We start from the raw sequence: 18,968 nt of genomic DNA, 5'->3' as shown, positions 1-18,968 counted from the left end.
AGCTAATCTTCGCTTAAGACTGATTCGTTATAATACACTTAATTGTTAAAAGACCACAATTTCAAAATTTTGGATTATTATGCCCAAATACCCCGCAGCGAATGAAAAAATAAATCTAAAAGACTATAAGAAAATTAAAGATTTAACTGGAGGAAAAACCAACGAGGTGGCCCTTTGGCAACATCGTAACTATCCGGAATTAAAAATTGTGGTTAAAACCCCAATCACAGATAGTGATGAGATTGTTAATCACAATATTAAATCTATTAATGCTTTTTTAGGCGAGGGTAATGCTTGGTTAATTAAAGGGAAGCCGTCCTTTGCGATGAAATATTTTGAAGGGAAGCCTCTTACCGACGAGGACATCAAGACCTTACCCCATACTATGTTAAAAAGCGGTTCACTGTTTACAATTTTAGATCCTAATAAAGAGAATTATTTAAGACTGCCATCAGGACAAATTATTCCTGTTGATTATGATTACATGATTGTTCATGACGACACGGAACTTCTAAGTTATCAAATAACTTATTTAGAGCATAGGAAAGGCTTTGCAGAAAGGGTTGGAGATGCCTCTCCAGAGGAAGCAGTCCAATATGTATTAGATTCTTATCCTCATGCATACCACTATCTATTTCAACGATGGGGAAAACAATATCTAAAAGAGTCTCAGCCACCCAAGGAGCTTGAGAACCTCGTGGAAAGTCCATCAATCGACGCCAGCACTGCTATTAATGCAGAGGCAATCACAACGTTCACAAAACAATTAGCTGAGCTTGCAGAGAAGGCAGCGATACTAGCAGCTGATAATCATATAAATGCGGCAAAAAGAGCATTTGCACTTTACGAGTTACTTGATACCAGTTTTGAAAAATATCAAAAGGGCAACATGACAAAAGAGGTATTTCGTGAAACTTGCGCGACCGAAATGCGTATTGCTCATAAGGAGCTAGAAAATCATCGTGGATGGAAACAAGTCTTATTAAATCTTGGGCTTGCTCTTGCGAGCCTTGGTATCGGTTATATTGCAGCATGTACGGCCAATTTGGTAAGAACAAATGGCAAGCACTTCTTTTTTCGTTGCAATACGGATTCGATTAATAAACTTATTGAGCTTGATAAAACAATTAACCAAGTTGCCCCTGCAGCCTGATTTTTAGACAAATAGAGAGCTCTCTATTTATCTTCCTTTGATTGCAACTGATTGCTTTTTCTATTCTTATTTTTCCATTCTACATCAATGGTACCGACTTCCAGGCCATCTAAATTATTATCTACAGCAACTCGGTTATCGAATACAAAACAGGTGCCTTCCCAAAGGGAATCTTGTTCGGGCATTTTTTCTAAATAGTTAAGAATACCACCATTGAGCTGAAATACTTGCTTGAAACCCATTTTTTTTAAGTAGGCAGTAGATTTCTCGCAACGAATGCCGCCAGTACAAAACATTGCGACTTTCTTATCTTTATGTTCACTTAGATTTTTTTCTACATAGTCGGGAAAATCACGGAAATTTTCAGTTTCAGGATTAATTGCTCCCTTGAAGGTACCTAATTTCACCTCATAATCGTTTCTGGTATCAATAACTAGCACCTCGGGATCAGAAATAAGGGCATTCCATTCTTGTGGATCAACGTGAGTACCATGAATTGCATTAGGATCAATGCCTTCGACACCGAGCGTAACAATTTCCTTACGGATTTTGACCTTGGATTTTTCAAAAGGATTGTAATCGCTATAACTAATTTTAAAGGTTAAATCACTTAAACCTTCGTATTGTTGTAGATGATTTGTAAAAAACGATAAATTTGCCTGCTCACCACAAATTGTGCCATTGATACCTTCAGAAGCAAGAATAATTGTTCCCTTGATTTCTTTTTCCTTCATCAATGCCAATAACGGTTCTTTCATTAATTGATAATCAGGAAAAAGGGTAAATTTGTAAAAAGCGGCGACTACATATCTCATTTTTTTACCTAAACAAATTTATTGTATTGATAAGTAAGGATTTTTAATTATGGAAATTAAAATGTTGCTTGATATTCCAGACTAAAAATATACCTCTATTAAAACATTCAGATGAATTTTATCACATTTGCTCCACAGCTGCGAATAAATTGCTTGTCCCCATCTCTCCATTCATGCGCTTATCAGTATAGTTGAGCTAAGAAGTAATTAATTAACTTTTTTGCCTTTACTCAATTTGCATCATGCAACCTTAAAACAAATATTCTCTGTAATCTGCTTGTTTTAAAAATAATTTTTTTATGCCACCGTCTAAATTGTCACTACGATTATATTTCTTCCGTGTTATTTCCCTGGAATATTAATTGGCAATTGTATATATTTTGATCATGGGGGTTTATTTTTGTTTCCCTTGTCTTAAACCTTGCAATTAAGGAAGGTCATTATGTCTGAAAAGCAACAACGCACCGCTGCTAGCATGCGGGAAAAAATGCTTAATCGCTATGGCGATGGTCCTCACCACAAACATGATAAAAATCACCAGCTCTACCGAAAACACTACCGATCTCACCCCGCTAAAATTAATGGAAAGCTAGATGAAGAGAGCGAAAATACGTCCACAGGGCTTATTCGTGCTTTTAAATTAAGAAAAATGCGTAAACGACTGGATAAAGGTCGCATCCATTGATAAAGTAATGGGACCTCCAGGTTAGCCACTTCCTGGGTTGGAGCAGCACGCAGTGGTCTGAGTGCTTTTCTCAGACCACGACCTAACTGGTTGTATGCTATTTGTTTTTCAAATTAGATGCTAATTAACTTATTTTTACTTCTACCGAGTCAGTATCTTCAACTAAAAAATTAATGTTCAATGTGTGGTTGAGAACGAGTGGTTCTGCAATAATTTTTTCTTTCTCCTGCCGTGATAATTTTTTAATGTAACGTTCTAATCTCATCGCTTGTGCTTTATCTCCACTAATCTTCCAACATCGTGCAATGGCAATGGGTTTGAAGCTACGCGTATATTTGCATTTTCCTGTACCACTCACATGTGATTGATAGCGTTTAACCAGATTATTCGTATAACCGGTATAATAACTATTGTTTTGACAAAGTAATATGTAAACCCAATAACATTGTTCGTTCAAATCATTTTCTCCTTCCCTAGACTCCATAGGAGTGGTTAGTGTCTTTTATGTAAGTCGCATTCGGTATTGCCTTGCAACCTCTAGACACCTCCTCACCAACAAAATCAATAAAATGACGCACTGCTGGGATTAAACCACGCCGCGAAGGATAAAGTAGATATAAATTAGCCATTGACAAAGACCAATCCGACAATATGCGCACGAGCCTACCTTCATTGATTTCCTGCTGGCAAATCTCTTTAGGTAATAATGCAACCCCCAAATCACTCAGTGCCGCTTGTTTTAATATAGTCCAGTCATTACTTTCAATACGGGGAGATAATGGGATGTTAACTTGCTGGCCATTGCTATGACTAAGTAGTAGTTGATACGCACCCTCTAGCCGGACTTTTCCTAACCAGGAACGATTAGCTAATTCTGTAGGAGACTGAATTTGCCGATATTGTTGCAGATAATTAGGACTAGCCACCAAATAGTGAATACTTTCACCTAATTTTCTCACTACTAAATTAGAGTCACTCAAGTTTGCTATTTGAAATCGCAAAGCCACATCAAATCCTTCTTCTATTAAATCTACTTTGCGATCAGTGGCTTCGAGATAAACGCGAACCTCGGGGTACAGATGCATAAAATTAATAATTACTTTATTGAATTCTGATTGGGTAAATAAAGCAGGACAGGTTACGCGGATACGACCTTTGGGCTTTGCTTGCGCCTGTACAGCTACTTCCTGCGCAAAACTTGCTTCATTTACCATTGCCTTACTATGCTCGTAAACCAATTGTCCTATATCGGTAAGACTTAATTTACGTGTAGAACGGTTCAGTAGACAAACTCCCAAATGATTTTCCAACTCCCTAATCCGACGACTTAATTTTGATTTGGTTATTTCTAATCCTTGGCTGGCTCGGGTAAAACTGCCTTTTTCTACAACAAGACAAAAAAAGTATAAATCATTTAAATCAGGCAACGTATCAATAAAGCGCATAAAATATCCATCACTAATTTATTATATCCAATTATAGGACAATATTTCTCAAAAAACCTAATTTATCATAGATTGTTTTATTACTATTCTTAATAAAAGTATTTATTAAGGAGATTTCAATGAAATTGTTAGCGATTGACGCAAGTATTTTAGGCAATCACTCCATTTCACGTCATTTAATGAGTTATTTTTTGCAAAATTGGCAGAAGAGGCATCCTGAAGCGGAAATAGCTTATCGTGATTTTGCTGCTCAACCAATTAATCATTTGTCACAAGAAATAATAGCGGCGAAACAAAAACCAGATGCAGAACTATCTTCGACATTAAAACAGGAACTTGAACTATCCGAAACTTTAATTACCGAATTTTTAACTGCTGATGAAGTTATTATTGGCGCGCCAATGTATAATTTCAGCATTGCAACACAATTGAAAGCCTGGATTGATCGCATCCTTGTTGCTGGAAGAACCTTTAAATATGAGAAACATGGCGTCACTGGCCTTGCCACAGGCAAAAAAATAAGCATTATCTCTACTCGTGGCAATCACTATACAAATAATGCCTCCATGCAAGCCATGGATCATCAAGAAAATTATTTAAAAACCATTTTTTCTTTTATTGGGATAACCGATTTAACAATAATTCGCGCAGAAGGCTTGCATTTAGGAGAGTCTTTAAAAGAAAAAGCCATCGCGATGGCTGAGCAAAAAATTAGAGAATTATTTTTTAAAGCCGCTTAAACTTTCAGCTAAAAGATTAGCCAGAACTATTGTTCAAAAATTAAGTATATACTCTAAATACAGTCCCCAAAATAAGGATAGGCTATGTTGTATAAACTTATTGATATCGAAGGGATTGGCGAACGGTATGCGACGATGCTCCTTGAAAAAGCCGGGATTGAAAATCAGAAGCAATTGTTGGAAGCTTGTGGACACCGTCATGATCGTGAGTCCTTAGCAGCCGAAACAGGTATTAGTTACTATTTGCTTTTGAAATGGGCTAATCGCGCCGATCTGGGACGCATCAAAGGGATCGGTGAGGAATATGCTGACTTATTAGAACGTTGCGGAGTTAATTCCGTATCTGAGCTAGCACAGCGAAATGCAACTCATCTACATCAAGCTTTAAAAGACAATAATGAACAGCGCCATTTAGTCCACAAACAACCAAGTTTGTCTCAAGTCGAATCCTGGGTAAAAGAGGCAAAAAAATTACCAAGAGCGGTATTTCATTGATAGAGTGGAGTAACGCCAGGGACTTGTAATAACTTTTAATAAGAATGAGTCTCTCCGTTACTTTGGCATGTGCAAATCTGGCAATAAAAGCAATTAGTTAACAGAAAGAAGGAAACTTATTCTTAATTTTCTGACTAACTATTAAGTGTAGCCTTATCTGTTAAGTGATAATATTTAAGTAATTTCACCACGCGAATAACGCCATTTGTCTTTCGGGCAATATTAATCACTTTCTCTGCCTGTTCTGCAGGGACATCCCCCATTAAATAGACAATACGATCGGAGGTAACTACTTTAAACACATTCGGATCAATAGAGGAATCGGCAAAGATTTTGCCGCGTATTTTGGTAGTAATCCAACTATCTTGCACCGAGTTACCAGGATAGTTATTAATGTCCATTTGATTAAATAATCGACGGTAATCATCAGAAAGTTTAGAAACACGTGCTATCGCCGCGTCTCGTAGTTCTACCGTTGGCACATGACCTGCAAGCAAAACATCCCCATTAAACACAGCAACATCAATAACACAACCTTTTTGTTCAAGTAATCTATCTTCAAAGTAAAGTTCATGATGAACTTTAGCAGCCAATTCATAATCGCTTATTTTTTTATAAACATTATGCCTGTCATAAACGAGCATAGCGCCCGTCCATACATTACTGATGCATCCGGTAAGCAAGCAACTACTTAACAGTAGGATGAAGACAACATTCCCTTGCTTTTTCATGCTGATTTATGCCATTACACGATATATTGGAAGACCTTTACAACTTTTTGCACACCATTAATTTGTCTTGCTACGCTAACTGCCAAATTGGCTTGTTCATGGGTTGCAATACCTATTAAATAGACAACGCCATTTTCAGTAACCACACGAATTGAACCCGATTCTAACCCTTTTTTCGTTAACATAAGGCTTCTCACTTGGCTGGTTATCCACGAGTCTTTTGTGCGTTGAGAAAGTGGAATAGGGTAATTAACGGTTATCTCATCATACACACGACGAACATTTGGTGTGTTTTGAGCAATTTTTTGAGCCATGGCTCGTAAAGAGGCAGATGGAGTTTGTCCTACAAGTAAAACCACTTGATTAAAACTACTAACAAGAATACGCGAATCTTGAAAACGTGGGTCAGTCACAATTTCTTTATGTATGAGATGAAATATTCGTGTATCACTCTCAATCATAGAGAAACTTCGTCGATCATAAACAACGAGACCTGCGGCAGCACCTGCAACAACAGCAGCAACACAACCGGTTAATAAGGCACTGACAAGCAAAAAAATAATAGCACGAATTTTCATGATTACCCCAACATCTGGCCAAATAAAGATTGATCTATTAAATCGCAAAAGCAATGCAAAATGAATAAATGTGTTTCGCGGATACGTGCGGCACTATCGGCCTGCACTCTTAATTCAATATCCTCAGGTCCAAGATGATTAGCCAGCAAGCCGCCATCTCGACCACTAAGGGCAATCGTATCCATTCCTCTATCATTTGCTGCATTGACAGCATGTAAAATATTATCCGCATTACCTGAGGTTGACAAAATAATTAATACATCGCCCTCTTGTCCCAAAGCCTGAATCTGGCGAGCAAATACCTGGTCATAATGACTGTCATTAGCAACAGACGTTAAGCAAGAAACATCCGTAGTTAAAGCGATTACTGGTAATGAAGGACGCTCAACCTCATAATGATTAATCATTGCTGCAGAGAAATGCAAACAATTGGCAGCAGACCCTCCATTTCCACATAAAAGAATTTTGCCATCATTAAGCAAGCAGTTAACTAAACGAGCTCCTGCTTTAGCAATCAATCCAGACAATCCATCAGCAACTGCTATCTGTGCCTCAATGCTGATACCAAAAAGTTGTCTGACTCTATCTTCCATCTGTGTCATTTTTTTTCCAACCTAATTTAACATTTCCACTACGAGATAATGGCTTGTTATTTAAAAATCCAGCCCAAAAGCATTTTTAATCCAATTAATGTGTAATGCCTTACCCTCAAAACTTAATACATCAAAGCGAGTTGGCAGTTTATTGGTGAGTTTGTTGACTAACAAATAATGTGACGCCGCCTTGAGTATTTTCTGTCGTTTACCATAAGTTATACTGGCTGCAGCGCCACCATATGCGAAAGACGAACGCGCCCGCACCTCAACAAAGATAACGTAGTTATCTTCCTGCATAATCAAATCAATTTCACCAAAGCGACAGTGGTAATTACTTGTTATCCACCGTAATCCTTGAGCAACCAGATAGGCTTTAGCCTGCTGTTCAACAGCAAATCCTATGCGTTTGGACATCTTTTTTCCTTAAGTGCGAGTACTTGCCAACTGCTAATTTTTAATCATTCATTTTACGAATTCGCTGTCATGGTTATCGCCACCCCACCCTTAAATTGAGCCCAGGCAGGAATTCGCGCAACCTGCTGTGTTTGATTGAGATAAAGAACACCACTTTTATCATGGATTCCCATAGCAGGAAAAAGCAGCAATTGATTTAATTGCGTCGCTAAAGCATAACTATCCAAACCCAAAGCATAGAGGCGATTATAACTATTTAACTGTTCAGGCCAGTTCCTACTTCCCATTTGATGAGCGAAAACCCAAGGCATATCGCAGAAAATAATGCCATCCAAATCTTTATCTTTCATTGCATTAGTGCTGCCACTATACACTGTTGATGTGGCATAGACTGGCACATTACCGGCAAAATAATACTTAAGCAAGGGCATAATTTGCCGCGCTTTGGAAGGATAGGCCAACAAAAATATCATATCAAAATCTTGCCGACGACTAGGTGTTACCTGGATGTTTTGTCCTAATAGCTGCTTAATTTGCTTTTCTCGTCCCTGGCTTTCGGTAACACGTAGTAAAGCACGAATAGCTATATTGAGATCACTATTGTTGGCATAGCTAAGTTTATCTGCGATAGTACCGCCTGCTTTATGCCATTGCGCAGTAAATGCAGAAACAATTTCATCTCCCCAGGCACCCGCTGGTGCAATGATAAGAGCACGTTTGTGGCCATTTTTAGTTGCTTTTGCTGCAACTTGTCTAGCTTCATTGCTAGGAGATAAACCAAAGCGATAAGCATTAGTATTTAGTTCTGTTTCCATATCATTAAGAAGTAAAGTCGGCACAGGATGATCCAAGGCTGCGACACTGGCAACGTCTGCTTTACTTAGTGGACCAACAACATAGTCAGCACCGTCACTTAAAGCTTGTTGGTATAATTCGGTAACGTTGCCTTTTGCAGTATCATAAAGACGAATATTGGCGTTACCCCCCGCTGTATTGGCCGCTGCCATAAAACCATCACGAATCGCTCCACCAGGCCCCGCTAAAGGTCCACTTAATGGCAATAATAAAGCCATTTGTCGCGGTGTACGATTTAAATAAGGTTTCACAGAAGAGAGAGGTGAGGGTAGAATACCGTTGGCAGGATGAGCCGGATACTGGTCTTGCCAATCTTCAACCTGTGCTAAAGTTGCGGCGCTATTACCAGAGCTTTGTCTGGCAATCAGAGCTAGCTTCATCCATCCTTGCATATCAGAGCCTTCTTTAGCCTCTACCGCAAGCGTGTTAAGCTCTGCTAATGGCAACTTGGTCAATGTAAGCCACAAGATACGGCTATTATTAGCTCGAGCAGTCTCATCAGGGAGTAAATGCTCTAATTTGATACGTTCAGTAATGGAGTCTGTAGCATTTCCTACAGCCTCATAAGCAGTGGCTAAAACCTCATGATATTGAGCTTGATAAAATGCAGGTAAGCTGTTAATGTCACCCACCCCGGAAAGTTTAGCAATTGCCGCTTTCGGCTGCTCGCGAATGACATCGGTTTTTGCAAGCAAAATGTTTTTTTCCGAGGCTTGTACAGGTGACAAGCTGCTGCTAGTTTGAGATAAAGTAGAAATACCATCTCGCCATTGCCCATCATAAATTTGGCGTCCAGCAGCCATGATTAACAAATTTTGCTGCTCATCACCGCCTTGATTTTTTGCCAACGCAAGATAGGCAGATGCTGGCATACTGTAAGGCGTGGTGACTTGTTGATTCACCCGTGGAGTTTGTGCTTGATTTTCAGCAACTTTCGTACACTGTGAAAGCAATGTGACTGCAGCAAGCAATGAAATTATTTTTAGTGACTTTGCTAACATGAGGATAGGTCCTAAACGCAGGAACGCAATAGAATAAACCATGGTAAAAACTTCAGCAACCTTTCCAGGTACTCTTTATATTGTTGCGACCCCTATTGGTAATCGCGAAGATATTAGCCAACGAGCACTCAACGTATTAAATGACGTCGATACCATCCTAGCGGAAGATACCCGTCATTCCTTACAATTATTGACTGCTCTAGGAATTCAAAAACCCTTGGTTTCTTTGCATGCCCACAATGAAGCGGAAAAAAGTCAAACCATCATTACTAATTTACAAGAAGGTCGCTCCTTTGCTCTAATCAGCGATGCGGGCACACCATTAATTAGTGACCCAGGTTTCCCTTTAGTCAAACTGGCACGTGAACGAGGAATTCCCGTTATCCCCATTCCAGGTCCTTGTGCTCTTATCACAGCGCTTAGCGCAGCAGGAGTTCCCTGCGATAGTTTTACCTTTGTTGGATTTTTACCAGCCAAACAGGCAGCAAGGCAAAATAAGCTTGTCACCCTTTCTCAAAGTGAACATACGGTAGTTTTTTATGAATCTACTCACAGAATTCAAGAGTGCATTGCCGATATCATTGCGATTTATGGGGCAGATTATGAATTCGTCCTTGCTAAAGAATTAACAAAAGCTTTCGAGCGTTTTGTCAGTGGTTCAGGCTTAACGATAACAGCGTGGTTGCAAGAAGACAGTAACCATTGCAGAGGGGAGTTTGTACTTATTCTTCCTCCTCGACCGCTAGAGAGCACGCAACCACAAGACAAAGCGATTTTAACGCTTTTACTAGCAGAACTTCCTCTCAAACAAGCTGTAAAATTGGCAACCTTGTTGACCAAGGGTAATAAAAATGAGTTATATAAACTGGCTTTGGAATTACAAAAACAAAAAAACGATTGAGTCCTAAAACCATTCTATTTATAGGTATTCAAGCATCGCTTTTCTTTAGTTCCTGTAAGCGAATTTCTTTCTTCACTTCTCGATAAAAAAGCAGAGTATGGGTAAAACTACCCATACACTTATCAATCCTTTTGTATTAAAATTCAACAAATTTATCAAATAACAACCCACTAGGATTATAAAAATGCAGTATACTATCGAAGTATCACCAACTCAATTCTTATTTACTCAGATAGAAAAACTTCCAGAAGATGCAACCTCTGTGGTATTCAAAGCCACATGGACGAATGAGCGTAAATATTCCCTCCAAGATAAATCAGCTGCCGAAGTGCATGAAGCCTTTAAAAATTTGCCTAAAACGGTAAGAAAAATAGATTGTCGCAATAATGGTCTGGGACATTTTCATCCCTTTCATCTAAAATTATTTTTTCTGCACTGAGCGGACCAATTACCGAGCTTGATTTAAGCTTGAATGATCTTAATGTTATTTTTGCTAAAGATAAAACACTATTAGAAAATCTGCCTATATCAATTAATACGCTTAATTTAAACTGGAATAACCTTACGGCTGAATCTTTGCAGGGTGCTCTCATTTATCTTAACAGAAATGTGATTAACCTGAATTTATCTTATAATGAACTTGGGTATGTTGGAGTAATTCAAGCACTTGATTGGCTTAAACCAAAATCAGTAAAGCACCTTAATCTTACTTACAACCAACTGATAATTGATACTGACAGCGAGTGGATTAATTTATGGAACAAGCTGCCCCCAAGTATTGAAAGGCTGCTATTGGGTCACGAACCTCTAAAAAGTATCACTTCTACAGTTGGCGATAATAATAAACCTAACTTATCCACTCTTAAATATCTAGAGGTGATTAACGTTAATCCGTTTAACCAACTCAACCTTACAGTGTGGATTTCTTGTCTGCCACAAAATCTAATTGGTTTGAACTTAGACCGTAATCTGACTCATCTTGATGCAGTATCACTGCAAAAATTATTCGAAAGGCTACCACAAAGCTTGCGTCTATTAAGTTTGGAAAATAATATGATGCTAGGAGATTATTCCGCAAATGAATTAGAGATGGCCTTTTCCAAGCTTCCTCAAAATATTATTGAGCTCAATCTAAGAAACACGGGCATTTATAAAAAACCCGGTCAAGAACTCAAAAAAATATTTTCGCCCCTTAATCGATTACAAGTACTTCATTTAAATGATCTTGAAAGATTATCCGCGGAAGATATCAAGCAATTAAACGGCTCTTTTCCTAACCTGCAAACGCTTTATATTGATCACCCAACATTACAAAAGCTTAATAGCGAAAAACTTAAAGAATTGCAGCAAGTATTCTCCCATGTTCCTAATGTTATTATAAAAACTTTCCCAAACCTGGGTATCAATTCCAATGACAAACATGCCATGGTGAATTTGGCAATAACCTTTGGATTTAAAAAGCCAGTTCCAACGCTAGTTGATCTTACCTCTTTTTTTATTGCCTCTCGACCAAAAATAAAAACGATGGATTCACATGGCAAGAAACTCCTGCCATCACACATGGATGAATTAGTTGAAGGTATTAAAAATAGCTTGTAACTTTATTTAAAATGCAGGTTGGCGCAAATGCAACCTGCTACTTTAATTCAAAATACTTTCTTACCTCAAAACAGCATTTAACAAGGCGAGATAATTTTCATCACGGGAGGGCTTATTTTCCAGGTATTTCTGTATAAATAAGCTCAAAGAAGCTTTTTTTGCTTCAGGTGGATTAGCCATTTTAATTTCAAGAGCCAAGGTTAGTGCTGCATTTAAACAAGCCATATGCTCAATAACTTCTTGAATCTGCAAGCTTTGCTCATCCATCGTCAGCGTTTTCAAGGTTTTAATTTTTTCAGTCAAGATTTCAAGGCTATTTTTTAAAATAGTTTTATAATGACTGGTTTCGGGAATGCCTTTATATAATTGCCATAAATAACTAATAAAAATTTCATCCACCTTAAATTTGTGCATATCTCGTAAAGTCTGCATCCATAATGTGAAATGAGTACCCTCCCAGTTCTCGCAAACAATACAATCTCGCAGCAGACGTGGTAAGGAGGAAAAACTTTCTATCGTTCCATTTCCAGCAAGAATATCCAGACAGTGATGGATATTTTCCACACTGCGTTTGGCGGTGAAGTATTTATTTAAATTTGCCAAAGTGCGTAATAAAAGCTGTTCTTCCTTTGTTTGCTCTGCTGGTGGCTGCCTATCTAATTCATCCTGACGATAAACCATGTTAAAAATGCTGGCGAGCATTGCTGTATTTTCTGCTTTAATATGCGCTAACGTTTCTTTTACCAACGGGTAATCAAAAATAGCATGCTGGAATGCCTGGCGATGACGAGCATAATAATAGGCAATTTGCTGAGCCCGTCTTGCCATTCCAAGTACAGAAAAAGCATTAAATACTCGTGACAGATGCAACACATTTTCCATGACGAGATGAATTCCATCTCCAAGCTCACCCATTGGATAAGCAAGAGCACCGTCAAAATCAATTTCTCCAGTCGCCATGGAGCGTGTACCAATTTTTTGTTTTAGGCGTCGTAATCTATAACTATTTTGTTGACCATCGGCTAAATGGCTTGGCACTAAGAATAAACCCAAACCTTTTGTTCCGGGAATTTGCTTATCGTAACGAGCTGTTAATAAGATCAAATCGGCATTGGCATTTGAACAGAACCATTTTTCACCAACAATTCGCCACTGCTGATATTCATCTTGATAGGCAAAGGTAGCATTAGCTCCCACATCAGAGCCACCTTGTATTTCAGTTAAAAACTGCGCACCAGTGTAGTTGTTGCTAAAAGAAGGCTCCGTCAATTTTTTTAGATAAAACGTTGTTTCTTTGAGTTGTGAATAATGACTTAAAATACGAATAACTCCTGCCGAACAAGCAATTGGACAATTATGACCGGCTTCACCAGCATGAGAAGAAAGCAAAAACAAGCTTAATGTTTTACGCATTTGCCCTGGTTTAAGTAGATAATCCATCAAACCCGAACCGTAAATAATGTCACCTGCCTTAACATAGGAAGGATGGTGAGTAACAAGGTCATGGCGTTGCCCTATTGCGTCATATTGTTCTACTTTTGGTAGATTAGCATCGAGATTGTTTTCCATGACTACGGGCTCTAAATGCAAGGCTACCTGCTCCGAAAAATCACGTAAATGAAGTAGAAACTCTGGTTCTGCAGAAAAATAGCTTTGATAGGTATGCATTAAACAGGAATCTTGTAATAAAATGTTCTTTTTAAGTGCATTTTGCCATGCAGAAAATTGTTCTCTAGTTTGTTGGTAGGGATTTGACGCTTTCATCCGGGTCTCCTGACTTCGATGGAATTCACTATCCTTTTTAATTTTTATGATACAAAATACTTGTTTAAAAGTGTTAGTTTTATTTGCCCACCATCCACGACTAGTAAAAATAAATTTTCTGCCCCTTTTAAAAAAAAATTTTATTCAGATAGAATAGTTTTGAACCGTTTATCAAAAGGATAGACCATGTATAAAACCCTTTGTTTTTCTTTTTTGACCTTATTATTTGCAAATAGTATGGGAGCAACGCTGGGAAAAGTGATGATTAATGATCCTCGCTTAGGGCCCCGCCCTGTTGTTTATGAGGAAAACAATGGTTTTGCGGTTAGTGAAGGCGATATTATTTTAGCAAGAATGACAGATTTATCACGTAAAGGGGCGATTATTACTTTAATGATGGGTGGTAGCCGCTGGCCTAATGGCGTGATGCCTTTTGAAATATCAGAAAATCTTCCTTTCAAAAATAAACTTGCGATAATGCAAGCTATCGCACATTGGCAAGAAAAAACGCATATTAAATTTGTCGAGCTAACGAGTGAGAATCGTAATCAATATCGGGATTATGTGTATTTTATTCCAGCACCTGGAACCACTTGTTCTTCGTTCGTTGGGAAACAGGGTGGTCGTCAGGAAATTAATTTATCCCCTCGCTGTACTGCAATGAATACCGTTCATGAAATTGGGCATGCCTTAGGTTTATGGCATGAACAATCACGAGCTGATAGAGCAAATTTTATCCGTATTGATTGGGAAAATATTGAAGAAGAACACAAATATAATTTTAATCAACACCTAACTGATGGTAATGATTTCGGCGAGTACGATTATCAATCCATCATGCATTATGGACCCTATGCTTTTTCAAAAAATGGTAAAAAAACCATAATTCCTTTATCAGACGAAATAGAAATTGGTCAACGAGAGCATCTCAGCGATAAGGACATTGCCGCTATCGATGCGATGTATCCTGAAAATTAAATACTAAAGATAAAACAGGGAGGTTTTATGACTAAACAAGCATGTTATCGTTATTCATTCTTATCCATATTGACCGTTTTGCTATTAACTTTCGTTTGCATCACGACGGCAAATGCTGCGTCAAAAACAGTTATCATGAAAGATGACTATTTCTCACCAAAAGTACTTACCATCAACAGAGGTGATAAAGTTATCTGGGTCAATAAAGGGCGAGATGAGCACAATGTAAAAAGTAGAAACGCTGGATTTCTTTCTGGCGATATAGCACCAGGCTCAAGCTTTAGTTACACTTTTAGTAAGCCTGGCAGATACAAATACATTTGTACTCACCACACGTTATTTGGATTTGGGATGCGAGGAGAGATTATTGTTAGGTAATTTATCCTGGAATTAACATGACCAAACGCTCTCAAGCAAAAGAACTTATTGATCTTGGCCCTGATTTTTATGACATGGAAGAGTATAAAGATTGCCTAAAAAAGCTATTTCAAATTAACAAATGGCTAGGTATTTTCCGCAGTACAAAGAAGTTACTTAGCTATTATCCTCAAAATACAACTTTGCTCGATATTGGTTGTGGTAATGGTTTATTTTTATTAAATTTAAGCCATTATTTTCCTAATATGCAGATGCATGGGATTGATCTTAACAAGGAAGCAATTAGTGAGGCGCAAAAATCCTTAGAAGAATGGCAAAAAAAATCCCTGGCCCATCACCTGTCGTTTCAAATACAAAACCTGGATACATTGGAAAATGACTTTGATATTATTCTTGCCACTTTACTTTGTCATCATTTAAATGACCAAGAGTTAATTCTTTTTTTAAAGAGCGTCTATGATCATGCCCGCAAAAAGGTCATTATTCACGATCTACACCGTCATGGTTTAGCTTACTGGTTTTATGCATTTATAAGTCCGTGGTTATTTCGTAATCGTTTAATCACGCATGACGGATTGCTTTCTATAAAACGGGGTTTTACTCGTAAAGAATGGCGTCAGTTACTAACCAAAGCGCAAATTCCTAATTATCAAATCAAATGGTGTTGGCCTTTTCGTTGGCAAATCATTTTATGGAAAGAGTAGTTTTATAGTTTTACAAGAATTTATATGCCAAGTTTTTTTACCTTTCCGCTTAAACTGGCACCAAACGTCAGTAATTCAGGAAACTGTTGAACTACGGGTAATAAAAAGGCCATTCCTTTGGGGCGAGTGGTTATTTGCGCAAAGCATGCCGCCGCATAAATTCGACGGGCGAATTGTCTATGCCATCGCTTGCTATAATGATAGCCAAGCGCGGTTAAATCATCTCTATTCAATACGGGTGATGGTCCCAATGAAGTTGCCAATAACCAACCTGATTGCATTGCCATACTAATTCCTTCAGCGATAATAGGATGCGCTTCTCCTGCCATGTTACCCACATAAAACACGCCATTTTCATAACATTTTCTAATTCCAGGACGCAACGGACCTACTGAAAGCCAAACGTCCTCTCGTTTTGCTGAAGACAGTACTTTTCGAGCCCCGCCACAAGTCGACATAATATAATTTAAGACGATATCACCAGCTTGTTGGCCAGGATTTTGTAATCTTATTTTTTGCAAAACATCACGCCTGATGCAGCATGAGAGAGTTATTTGATTATTCTTGCTGTGAACAAGACCACCATAACCACCGGCAAATGAAATCAAAGACATCAAATCACTATCTAAACCACCTGCACTAAAATGTGCTTTAAAAGCTAATAAATCAGAATTTTTATGCGGAAAATCCTGAGTTCTTATAATAGGTTTTTCCCAGGATCCCTGCGCCACAATTACTGTACGGGCTGTGATATCAACTATATTTTCCTTGTTTTCTATAGAGCAGATGAAATAATTTTTTTTATCTATTAAATGACGCGCTGTCCAAGGTTGCCAAACGTTCACACCAGAAGCCTTGGCTTCATCTAACAATTTTGTATCAAGCTGGTCACGTCCAAGCGCTCTTCCCCATTTACTCAACGCGTTATCAGCCGCGGGCATGGTTGCCATCAACATTTTTTCTTGAGCAAACCACCCTACGCGCGAAACAGGAGGACCTGCATTTTTTTGGTAAAATTCCATAATGCCAAGCTCACTCATTAGCGGCAAGCTAGACGCAGAAATAAATTCACCACAAACTTTTACCCGGGGAAAATTCTTTTTTTCGATAAGGGCTACAGACCAACCCGCACGAGCTAACAGCAAAGCCGTCGTTGCGCCAGCAGGACCTGCGCCGATAACAATTGCATCAACATCATAGTTCATAGTGAGCTTGAAACAAGAATAGATTCTTCTAGCATACTCGCCGAAAAGAATGAATTAAAGCTGTTTAATTTTGTGGAGTGGAATCCTTTGCTACGTTCCGCGCTTTGTGCGCGGAATTCATAGAACCGCGCATAAAGCACGGCAAGGGGAGATGTAGCTATGTGAACTTACATAGACAGAACCAGATTTTCAGGCTCTTCAACAGGAACAGGAGCATTGGCTTCATTCTGTTTGCTATAGGTACGATAGAGCTCATAACCCGCATAAGCCAAAGCTAAGACTAAAGCGGCCTGCCAACAAATGGCAAACGTGGTGATAAGCAAAGTCGGCATAAGAGCATTTTTAGTCAATGTAAAAATAAAGTCATTTCGTGCAGTGCTGTATTGTTTTAACGCCGTTTTTTCACCTTGATTGATGAGTTGAGCGTGCTCCAGCAATAAACTTTTTGCTTTGTATTCTTTGTAAGCACCATCAGAAAAATACATAGCAACAGCAAAGGTACAAACCATGTAACAACCAAGCACCATTACTGGTGAGCCGACTAACATTGAAGCAGAAAAGCCTGCCATTAATAAGAAGGCAGCACTTGCGTTAAACAAATGCGTCGCATTGTTTGTTTTCCAGGTTAATTCAAGCTGCTCTAACTGCTCATTTACAGTAACATAATACTTATCAAGCTCTTCTCTTTTTTGTAGCGGCAACTGCAATGCTAATTTGCTTCTAATTTCTTGTAATTCTGTTCGGTACTGAGAGCGTTTTGTAAGGTATTCTTTTTCTTCTAAATGGCGACGCCATAAGATAAGACAAACATCAAAGAACATAAATCCAGCGACGACCCAACCTGCTACAGGAGCAGAAATACCAAATGCTTCATTATAATTGGTTAAACAGTTAACGGTTCCCCAAACCATATCATTCAAAAAAGTAGCATGCCGCTTGTAAATTTCATTGGTAAAACGCTTTTTCCAGTTCAATGTTTTCTCTTTTTCGGAGGGAAATAGCGTATGCTTTAAAAGCATTGCGGCATTCATAATAAAGCGAACCGCAAAAAAACCAACGCTTAGAAATCGCAAAATACCATTGGGGGTTTCCAAGATGTGAATGATATCGTCAACATTCACCTCTTTACCTAAAACATGCCCTAATTTTTCCAGCAACTTCAAGTCACGTGCGAGTAATAGAGAGTTTTTTATTGTAGTACGACAGAAGAACCAATAAATTCGATTTAGATTAGAGATTGCTACTCTATCCCTTAACTTTGATAATTTTCTTGGCGTTTCAATTAAATCCGTCATATCAGCAGCTATTTTCTTGCGTATGACAGTAAAAAAAGGTTCTTTTTTGATAACAGCTGGAGGAAGTTTTCCTTTAAGACATAAGGTATTTAATTTGTCTAAAAGCGCGTTATATTCTGCTACTTTAACTTCATGGTCATAGATTTCATAATAATGCTTTAACATCAAACAACAATAGTAGCAATAGAAAAGAAACTCATCACGATGACTGCCTTGCCGTTGAAGAGAAGTAAAGAGTTGATTAAATTCTTGTTCTATTTGTAGGCTATTTGTAGCCAAAAAGCCATAATCATGCTCTTTAGCCATTTCTTGAACCAAGGTAACTTTTTGAAGGTTTAATGTTTCAGGATCTAAGTGGGATTCCTCGCTCGCTAAACTCGTATTTTCTGTCTTTTCTTGCAGGGCAGCAAAGAAAGCATGCTTATCCTTTAAAAAGCCTTCATATCGTTTTCGGTATATCGATTCAACCATGTTTATTCCATCAAAAAAATGCGCAAAAAGACAAAAGGGTAAACTTACCACTCTCTTTTCAAGCAAACAAGAGCTTTTGTATTTATTTTTTTCATTTTGCAATTAGTAATAACAATTAATCTCTTGTTAATCTTGATAGATTACAATTAAGTTAGATAAATTATG

21 protein-coding genes are annotated in these 18,968 nt (G+C 38.2%); 10 read left to right on the top strand and 11 right to left on the bottom strand.

Features of this window, described 5'->3' with window-relative positions:
- The first annotated feature begins 79 nt into the window (after positions 1-79).
- Entirely contained in the window at positions 80-1,153 is a 1,074-nt protein-coding gene (locus PXX05_RS13750; RefSeq protein WP_275088763.1) for a hypothetical protein, read from the top strand.
- Positions 1,154-1,176: 23 nt separating this feature from the next.
- Here the strand turns inward: PXX05_RS13750 and trhO are convergent, their stop codons facing one another.
- A complete protein-coding gene (gene trhO / locus PXX05_RS13745) occupies positions 1,177-1,968 on the bottom strand; it encodes an oxygen-dependent tRNA uridine(34) hydroxylase TrhO (protein ID WP_275088762.1) in 792 nt (263 codons plus the stop codon).
- Between the two features lie 442 nt (positions 1,969-2,410).
- On the opposite strand from trhO, the gene PXX05_RS13740 reads away from it, so the two are divergent.
- Positions 2,411-2,653, top strand: coding sequence for a hypothetical protein (locus tag PXX05_RS13740; RefSeq protein WP_275088761.1), 243 nt, complete (start codon positions 2,411-2,413; stop codon positions 2,651-2,653).
- Positions 2,654-2,777: 124 nt separating this feature from the next.
- On the opposite strand, the gene PXX05_RS13735 is transcribed toward PXX05_RS13740, so the two are convergent.
- Together PXX05_RS13735 and PXX05_RS13730 are read right to left on the bottom strand one after the other, a co-directional pair.
- Positions 2,778-3,110 carry a GIY-YIG nuclease family protein gene (locus tag PXX05_RS13735; RefSeq protein WP_275088760.1) on the bottom strand — a complete coding sequence of 111 codons (333 nt, stop codon included), beginning with the start codon at positions 3,108-3,110 and terminating at the stop codon, positions 2,778-2,780.
- 16 nt (positions 3,111-3,126) lie between these two features.
- Positions 3,127-4,098, bottom strand: a complete 972-nt coding sequence (locus PXX05_RS13730; RefSeq protein ID WP_275088759.1) for a LysR substrate-binding domain-containing protein — start codon at positions 4,096-4,098, stop codon at positions 3,127-3,129.
- A gap of 119 nt (positions 4,099-4,217) precedes the next feature.
- Between PXX05_RS13730 and PXX05_RS13725 the strand changes: the two genes are divergently transcribed.
- Positions 4,218-4,838 (top strand): FMN-dependent NADH-azoreductase, encoded by a 621-nt coding sequence (locus tag PXX05_RS13725; RefSeq protein ID WP_275088758.1) that lies wholly within the window; start codon positions 4,218-4,220, stop codon positions 4,836-4,838.
- 84 nt (positions 4,839-4,922) lie between these two features.
- Entirely contained in the window at positions 4,923-5,333 is a 411-nt protein-coding gene (locus PXX05_RS13720; RefSeq protein WP_275088757.1) for a DUF4332 domain-containing protein, read from the top strand.
- A gap of 134 nt (positions 5,334-5,467) precedes the next feature.
- Here the strand turns inward: PXX05_RS13720 and PXX05_RS13715 are convergent, their stop codons facing one another.
- Genes PXX05_RS13715 through PXX05_RS13695 form a run of 5 tightly spaced genes read right to left on the bottom strand, consistent with a single transcriptional unit; the run spans position 5,468 to position 9,508 of the window.
- Entirely contained in the window at positions 5,468-6,064 is a 597-nt protein-coding gene (locus PXX05_RS13715; protein WP_275088756.1) for a BON domain-containing protein, read from the bottom strand.
- Between the two features lie 14 nt (positions 6,065-6,078).
- Positions 6,079-6,642 (bottom strand): BON domain-containing protein, encoded by a 564-nt coding sequence (locus PXX05_RS13710; protein ID WP_275088755.1) that lies wholly within the window; start codon positions 6,640-6,642, stop codon positions 6,079-6,081.
- Between the two features lie 2 nt (positions 6,643-6,644).
- Positions 6,645-7,244, bottom strand: a complete 600-nt coding sequence (locus PXX05_RS13705; RefSeq protein WP_275088754.1) for a D-sedoheptulose-7-phosphate isomerase — start codon at positions 7,242-7,244, stop codon at positions 6,645-6,647.
- Positions 7,245-7,295: 51 nt separating this feature from the next.
- Entirely contained in the window at positions 7,296-7,652 is a 357-nt protein-coding gene (locus tag PXX05_RS13700; protein ID WP_275088753.1) for a YraN family protein, read from the bottom strand.
- Between the two features lie 53 nt (positions 7,653-7,705).
- Positions 7,706-9,508 carry a penicillin-binding protein activator gene (locus PXX05_RS13695; RefSeq protein ID WP_275088752.1) on the bottom strand — a complete coding sequence of 601 codons (1,803 nt, stop codon included), beginning with the start codon at positions 9,506-9,508 and terminating at the stop codon, positions 7,706-7,708.
- Between the two features lie 40 nt (positions 9,509-9,548).
- On the opposite strand from PXX05_RS13695, the gene rsmI reads away from it, so the two are divergent.
- The 3 genes from rsmI (at position 9,549) to PXX05_RS13680 (ending at position 12,008) form a co-directional block, all read left to right on the top strand.
- Positions 9,549-10,409 (top strand): 16S rRNA (cytidine(1402)-2'-O)-methyltransferase, encoded by an 861-nt coding sequence (rsmI, locus tag PXX05_RS13690; RefSeq protein ID WP_275088751.1) that lies wholly within the window; start codon positions 9,549-9,551, stop codon positions 10,407-10,409.
- A gap of 184 nt (positions 10,410-10,593) precedes the next feature.
- Positions 10,594-10,848 (top strand): hypothetical protein, encoded by a 255-nt coding sequence (locus tag PXX05_RS13685; protein WP_275088750.1) that lies wholly within the window; start codon positions 10,594-10,596, stop codon positions 10,846-10,848.
- Positions 10,849-10,877: 29 nt separating this feature from the next.
- Positions 10,878-12,008 (top strand): hypothetical protein, encoded by a 1,131-nt coding sequence (locus tag PXX05_RS13680; protein ID WP_275088749.1) that lies wholly within the window; start codon positions 10,878-10,880, stop codon positions 12,006-12,008.
- Between the two features lie 60 nt (positions 12,009-12,068).
- Here PXX05_RS13680 and PXX05_RS13675 read toward each other — a convergent pair whose 3' ends face one another.
- A complete protein-coding gene (locus tag PXX05_RS13675; protein WP_275088748.1) occupies positions 12,069-13,772 on the bottom strand; it encodes an acyl-CoA dehydrogenase family protein in 1,704 nt (567 codons plus the stop codon).
- A 186-nt stretch (positions 13,773-13,958) separates the two neighbouring features.
- On the opposite strand from PXX05_RS13675, the gene legP reads away from it, so the two are divergent.
- From legP to PXX05_RS13660, 3 genes are read left to right on the top strand one after another with little or no spacing between them, the layout of a single operon-like run.
- The gene (gene legP, locus PXX05_RS13670; protein WP_275088747.1) at positions 13,959-14,750 is read left to right on the top strand and encodes a Dot/Icm T4SS effector Zinc-dependent metalloprotease LegP; all 792 of its coding nucleotides are present in this window, start codon (positions 13,959-13,961) and stop codon (positions 14,748-14,750) included.
- 27 nt (positions 14,751-14,777) lie between these two features.
- A complete protein-coding gene (locus tag PXX05_RS13665) occupies positions 14,778-15,128 on the top strand; it encodes a cupredoxin domain-containing protein (RefSeq protein ID WP_275088746.1) in 351 nt (116 codons plus the stop codon).
- A 17-nt stretch (positions 15,129-15,145) separates the two neighbouring features.
- Positions 15,146-15,832 carry a methyltransferase domain-containing protein gene (locus tag PXX05_RS13660; protein WP_275088745.1) on the top strand — a complete coding sequence of 229 codons (687 nt, stop codon included), beginning with the start codon at positions 15,146-15,148 and terminating at the stop codon, positions 15,830-15,832.
- A gap of 20 nt (positions 15,833-15,852) precedes the next feature.
- Here PXX05_RS13660 and PXX05_RS13655 read toward each other — a convergent pair whose 3' ends face one another.
- Positions 15,853-17,037 carry an NAD(P)/FAD-dependent oxidoreductase gene (locus PXX05_RS13655; RefSeq protein ID WP_275088744.1) on the bottom strand — a complete coding sequence of 395 codons (1,185 nt, stop codon included), beginning with the start codon at positions 17,035-17,037 and terminating at the stop codon, positions 15,853-15,855.
- A gap of 167 nt (positions 17,038-17,204) precedes the next feature.
- The gene (locus PXX05_RS13650; protein WP_275088743.1) at positions 17,205-18,803 is read right to left on the bottom strand and encodes a hypothetical protein; all 1,599 of its coding nucleotides are present in this window, start codon (positions 18,801-18,803) and stop codon (positions 17,205-17,207) included.
- Between the last annotated feature and the right edge of the window lie 165 nt (positions 18,804-18,968).

Source organism: Legionella cardiaca, assembly GCF_029026145.1.
In the GTDB taxonomy this organism is placed as follows: Bacteria; Pseudomonadota; Gammaproteobacteria; order Legionellales; family Legionellaceae; genus Tatlockia; species Tatlockia cardiaca.
This window is presented reverse-complemented; position numbering and strand designations above follow the sequence as displayed.

What these genes read in the sequence shown, in the direction of transcription:
- PXX05_RS13750 (WP_275088763.1), top strand. Translation starts at nt 80, where the DNA reads ATGCCCAAATACCCCGCAGCGAATGAAAAAATAAATCTAAAAGACTAT.
- trhO (WP_275088762.1), bottom strand. Translation starts at nt 1,968, where the DNA reads ATGAGATATGTAGTCGCCGCTTTTTACAAATTTACCCTTTTTCCTGAT.
- PXX05_RS13740 (WP_275088761.1), top strand. Translation starts at nt 2,411, where the DNA reads ATGTCTGAAAAGCAACAACGCACCGCTGCTAGCATGCGGGAAAAAATG.
- PXX05_RS13730 (WP_275088759.1), bottom strand. Translation starts at nt 4,098, where the DNA reads ATGCGCTTTATTGATACGTTGCCTGATTTAAATGATTTATACTTTTTT.
- PXX05_RS13725 (WP_275088758.1), top strand. Translation starts at nt 4,218, where the DNA reads ATGAAATTGTTAGCGATTGACGCAAGTATTTTAGGCAATCACTCCATT.
- PXX05_RS13720 (WP_275088757.1), top strand. Translation starts at nt 4,923, where the DNA reads ATGTTGTATAAACTTATTGATATCGAAGGGATTGGCGAACGGTATGCG.
- PXX05_RS13715 (WP_275088756.1), bottom strand. Translation starts at nt 6,064, where the DNA reads ATGAAAAAGCAAGGGAATGTTGTCTTCATCCTACTGTTAAGTAGTTGC.
- PXX05_RS13710 (WP_275088755.1), bottom strand. Translation starts at nt 6,642, where the DNA reads ATGAAAATTCGTGCTATTATTTTTTTGCTTGTCAGTGCCTTATTAACC.
- PXX05_RS13705 (WP_275088754.1), bottom strand. Translation starts at nt 7,244, where the DNA reads ATGACACAGATGGAAGATAGAGTCAGACAACTTTTTGGTATCAGCATT.
- PXX05_RS13700 (WP_275088753.1), bottom strand. Translation starts at nt 7,652, where the DNA reads ATGTCCAAACGCATAGGATTTGCTGTTGAACAGCAGGCTAAAGCCTAT.
- PXX05_RS13695 (WP_275088752.1), bottom strand. Translation starts at nt 9,508, where the DNA reads ATGTTAGCAAAGTCACTAAAAATAATTTCATTGCTTGCTGCAGTCACA.
- rsmI (WP_275088751.1), top strand. Translation starts at nt 9,549, where the DNA reads ATGGTAAAAACTTCAGCAACCTTTCCAGGTACTCTTTATATTGTTGCG.
- PXX05_RS13685 (WP_275088750.1), top strand. Translation starts at nt 10,594, where the DNA reads ATGCAGTATACTATCGAAGTATCACCAACTCAATTCTTATTTACTCAG.
- PXX05_RS13675 (WP_275088748.1), bottom strand. Translation starts at nt 13,772, where the DNA reads ATGAAAGCGTCAAATCCCTACCAACAAACTAGAGAACAATTTTCTGCA.
- legP (WP_275088747.1), top strand. Translation starts at nt 13,959, where the DNA reads ATGTATAAAACCCTTTGTTTTTCTTTTTTGACCTTATTATTTGCAAAT.
- PXX05_RS13665 (WP_275088746.1), top strand. Translation starts at nt 14,778, where the DNA reads ATGACTAAACAAGCATGTTATCGTTATTCATTCTTATCCATATTGACC.
- PXX05_RS13660 (WP_275088745.1), top strand. Translation starts at nt 15,146, where the DNA reads ATGACCAAACGCTCTCAAGCAAAAGAACTTATTGATCTTGGCCCTGAT.
- PXX05_RS13655 (WP_275088744.1), bottom strand. Translation starts at nt 17,037, where the DNA reads ATGAACTATGATGTTGATGCAATTGTTATCGGCGCAGGTCCTGCTGGC.
- PXX05_RS13650 (WP_275088743.1), bottom strand. Translation starts at nt 18,803, where the DNA reads ATGGTTGAATCGATATACCGAAAACGATATGAAGGCTTTTTAAAGGAT.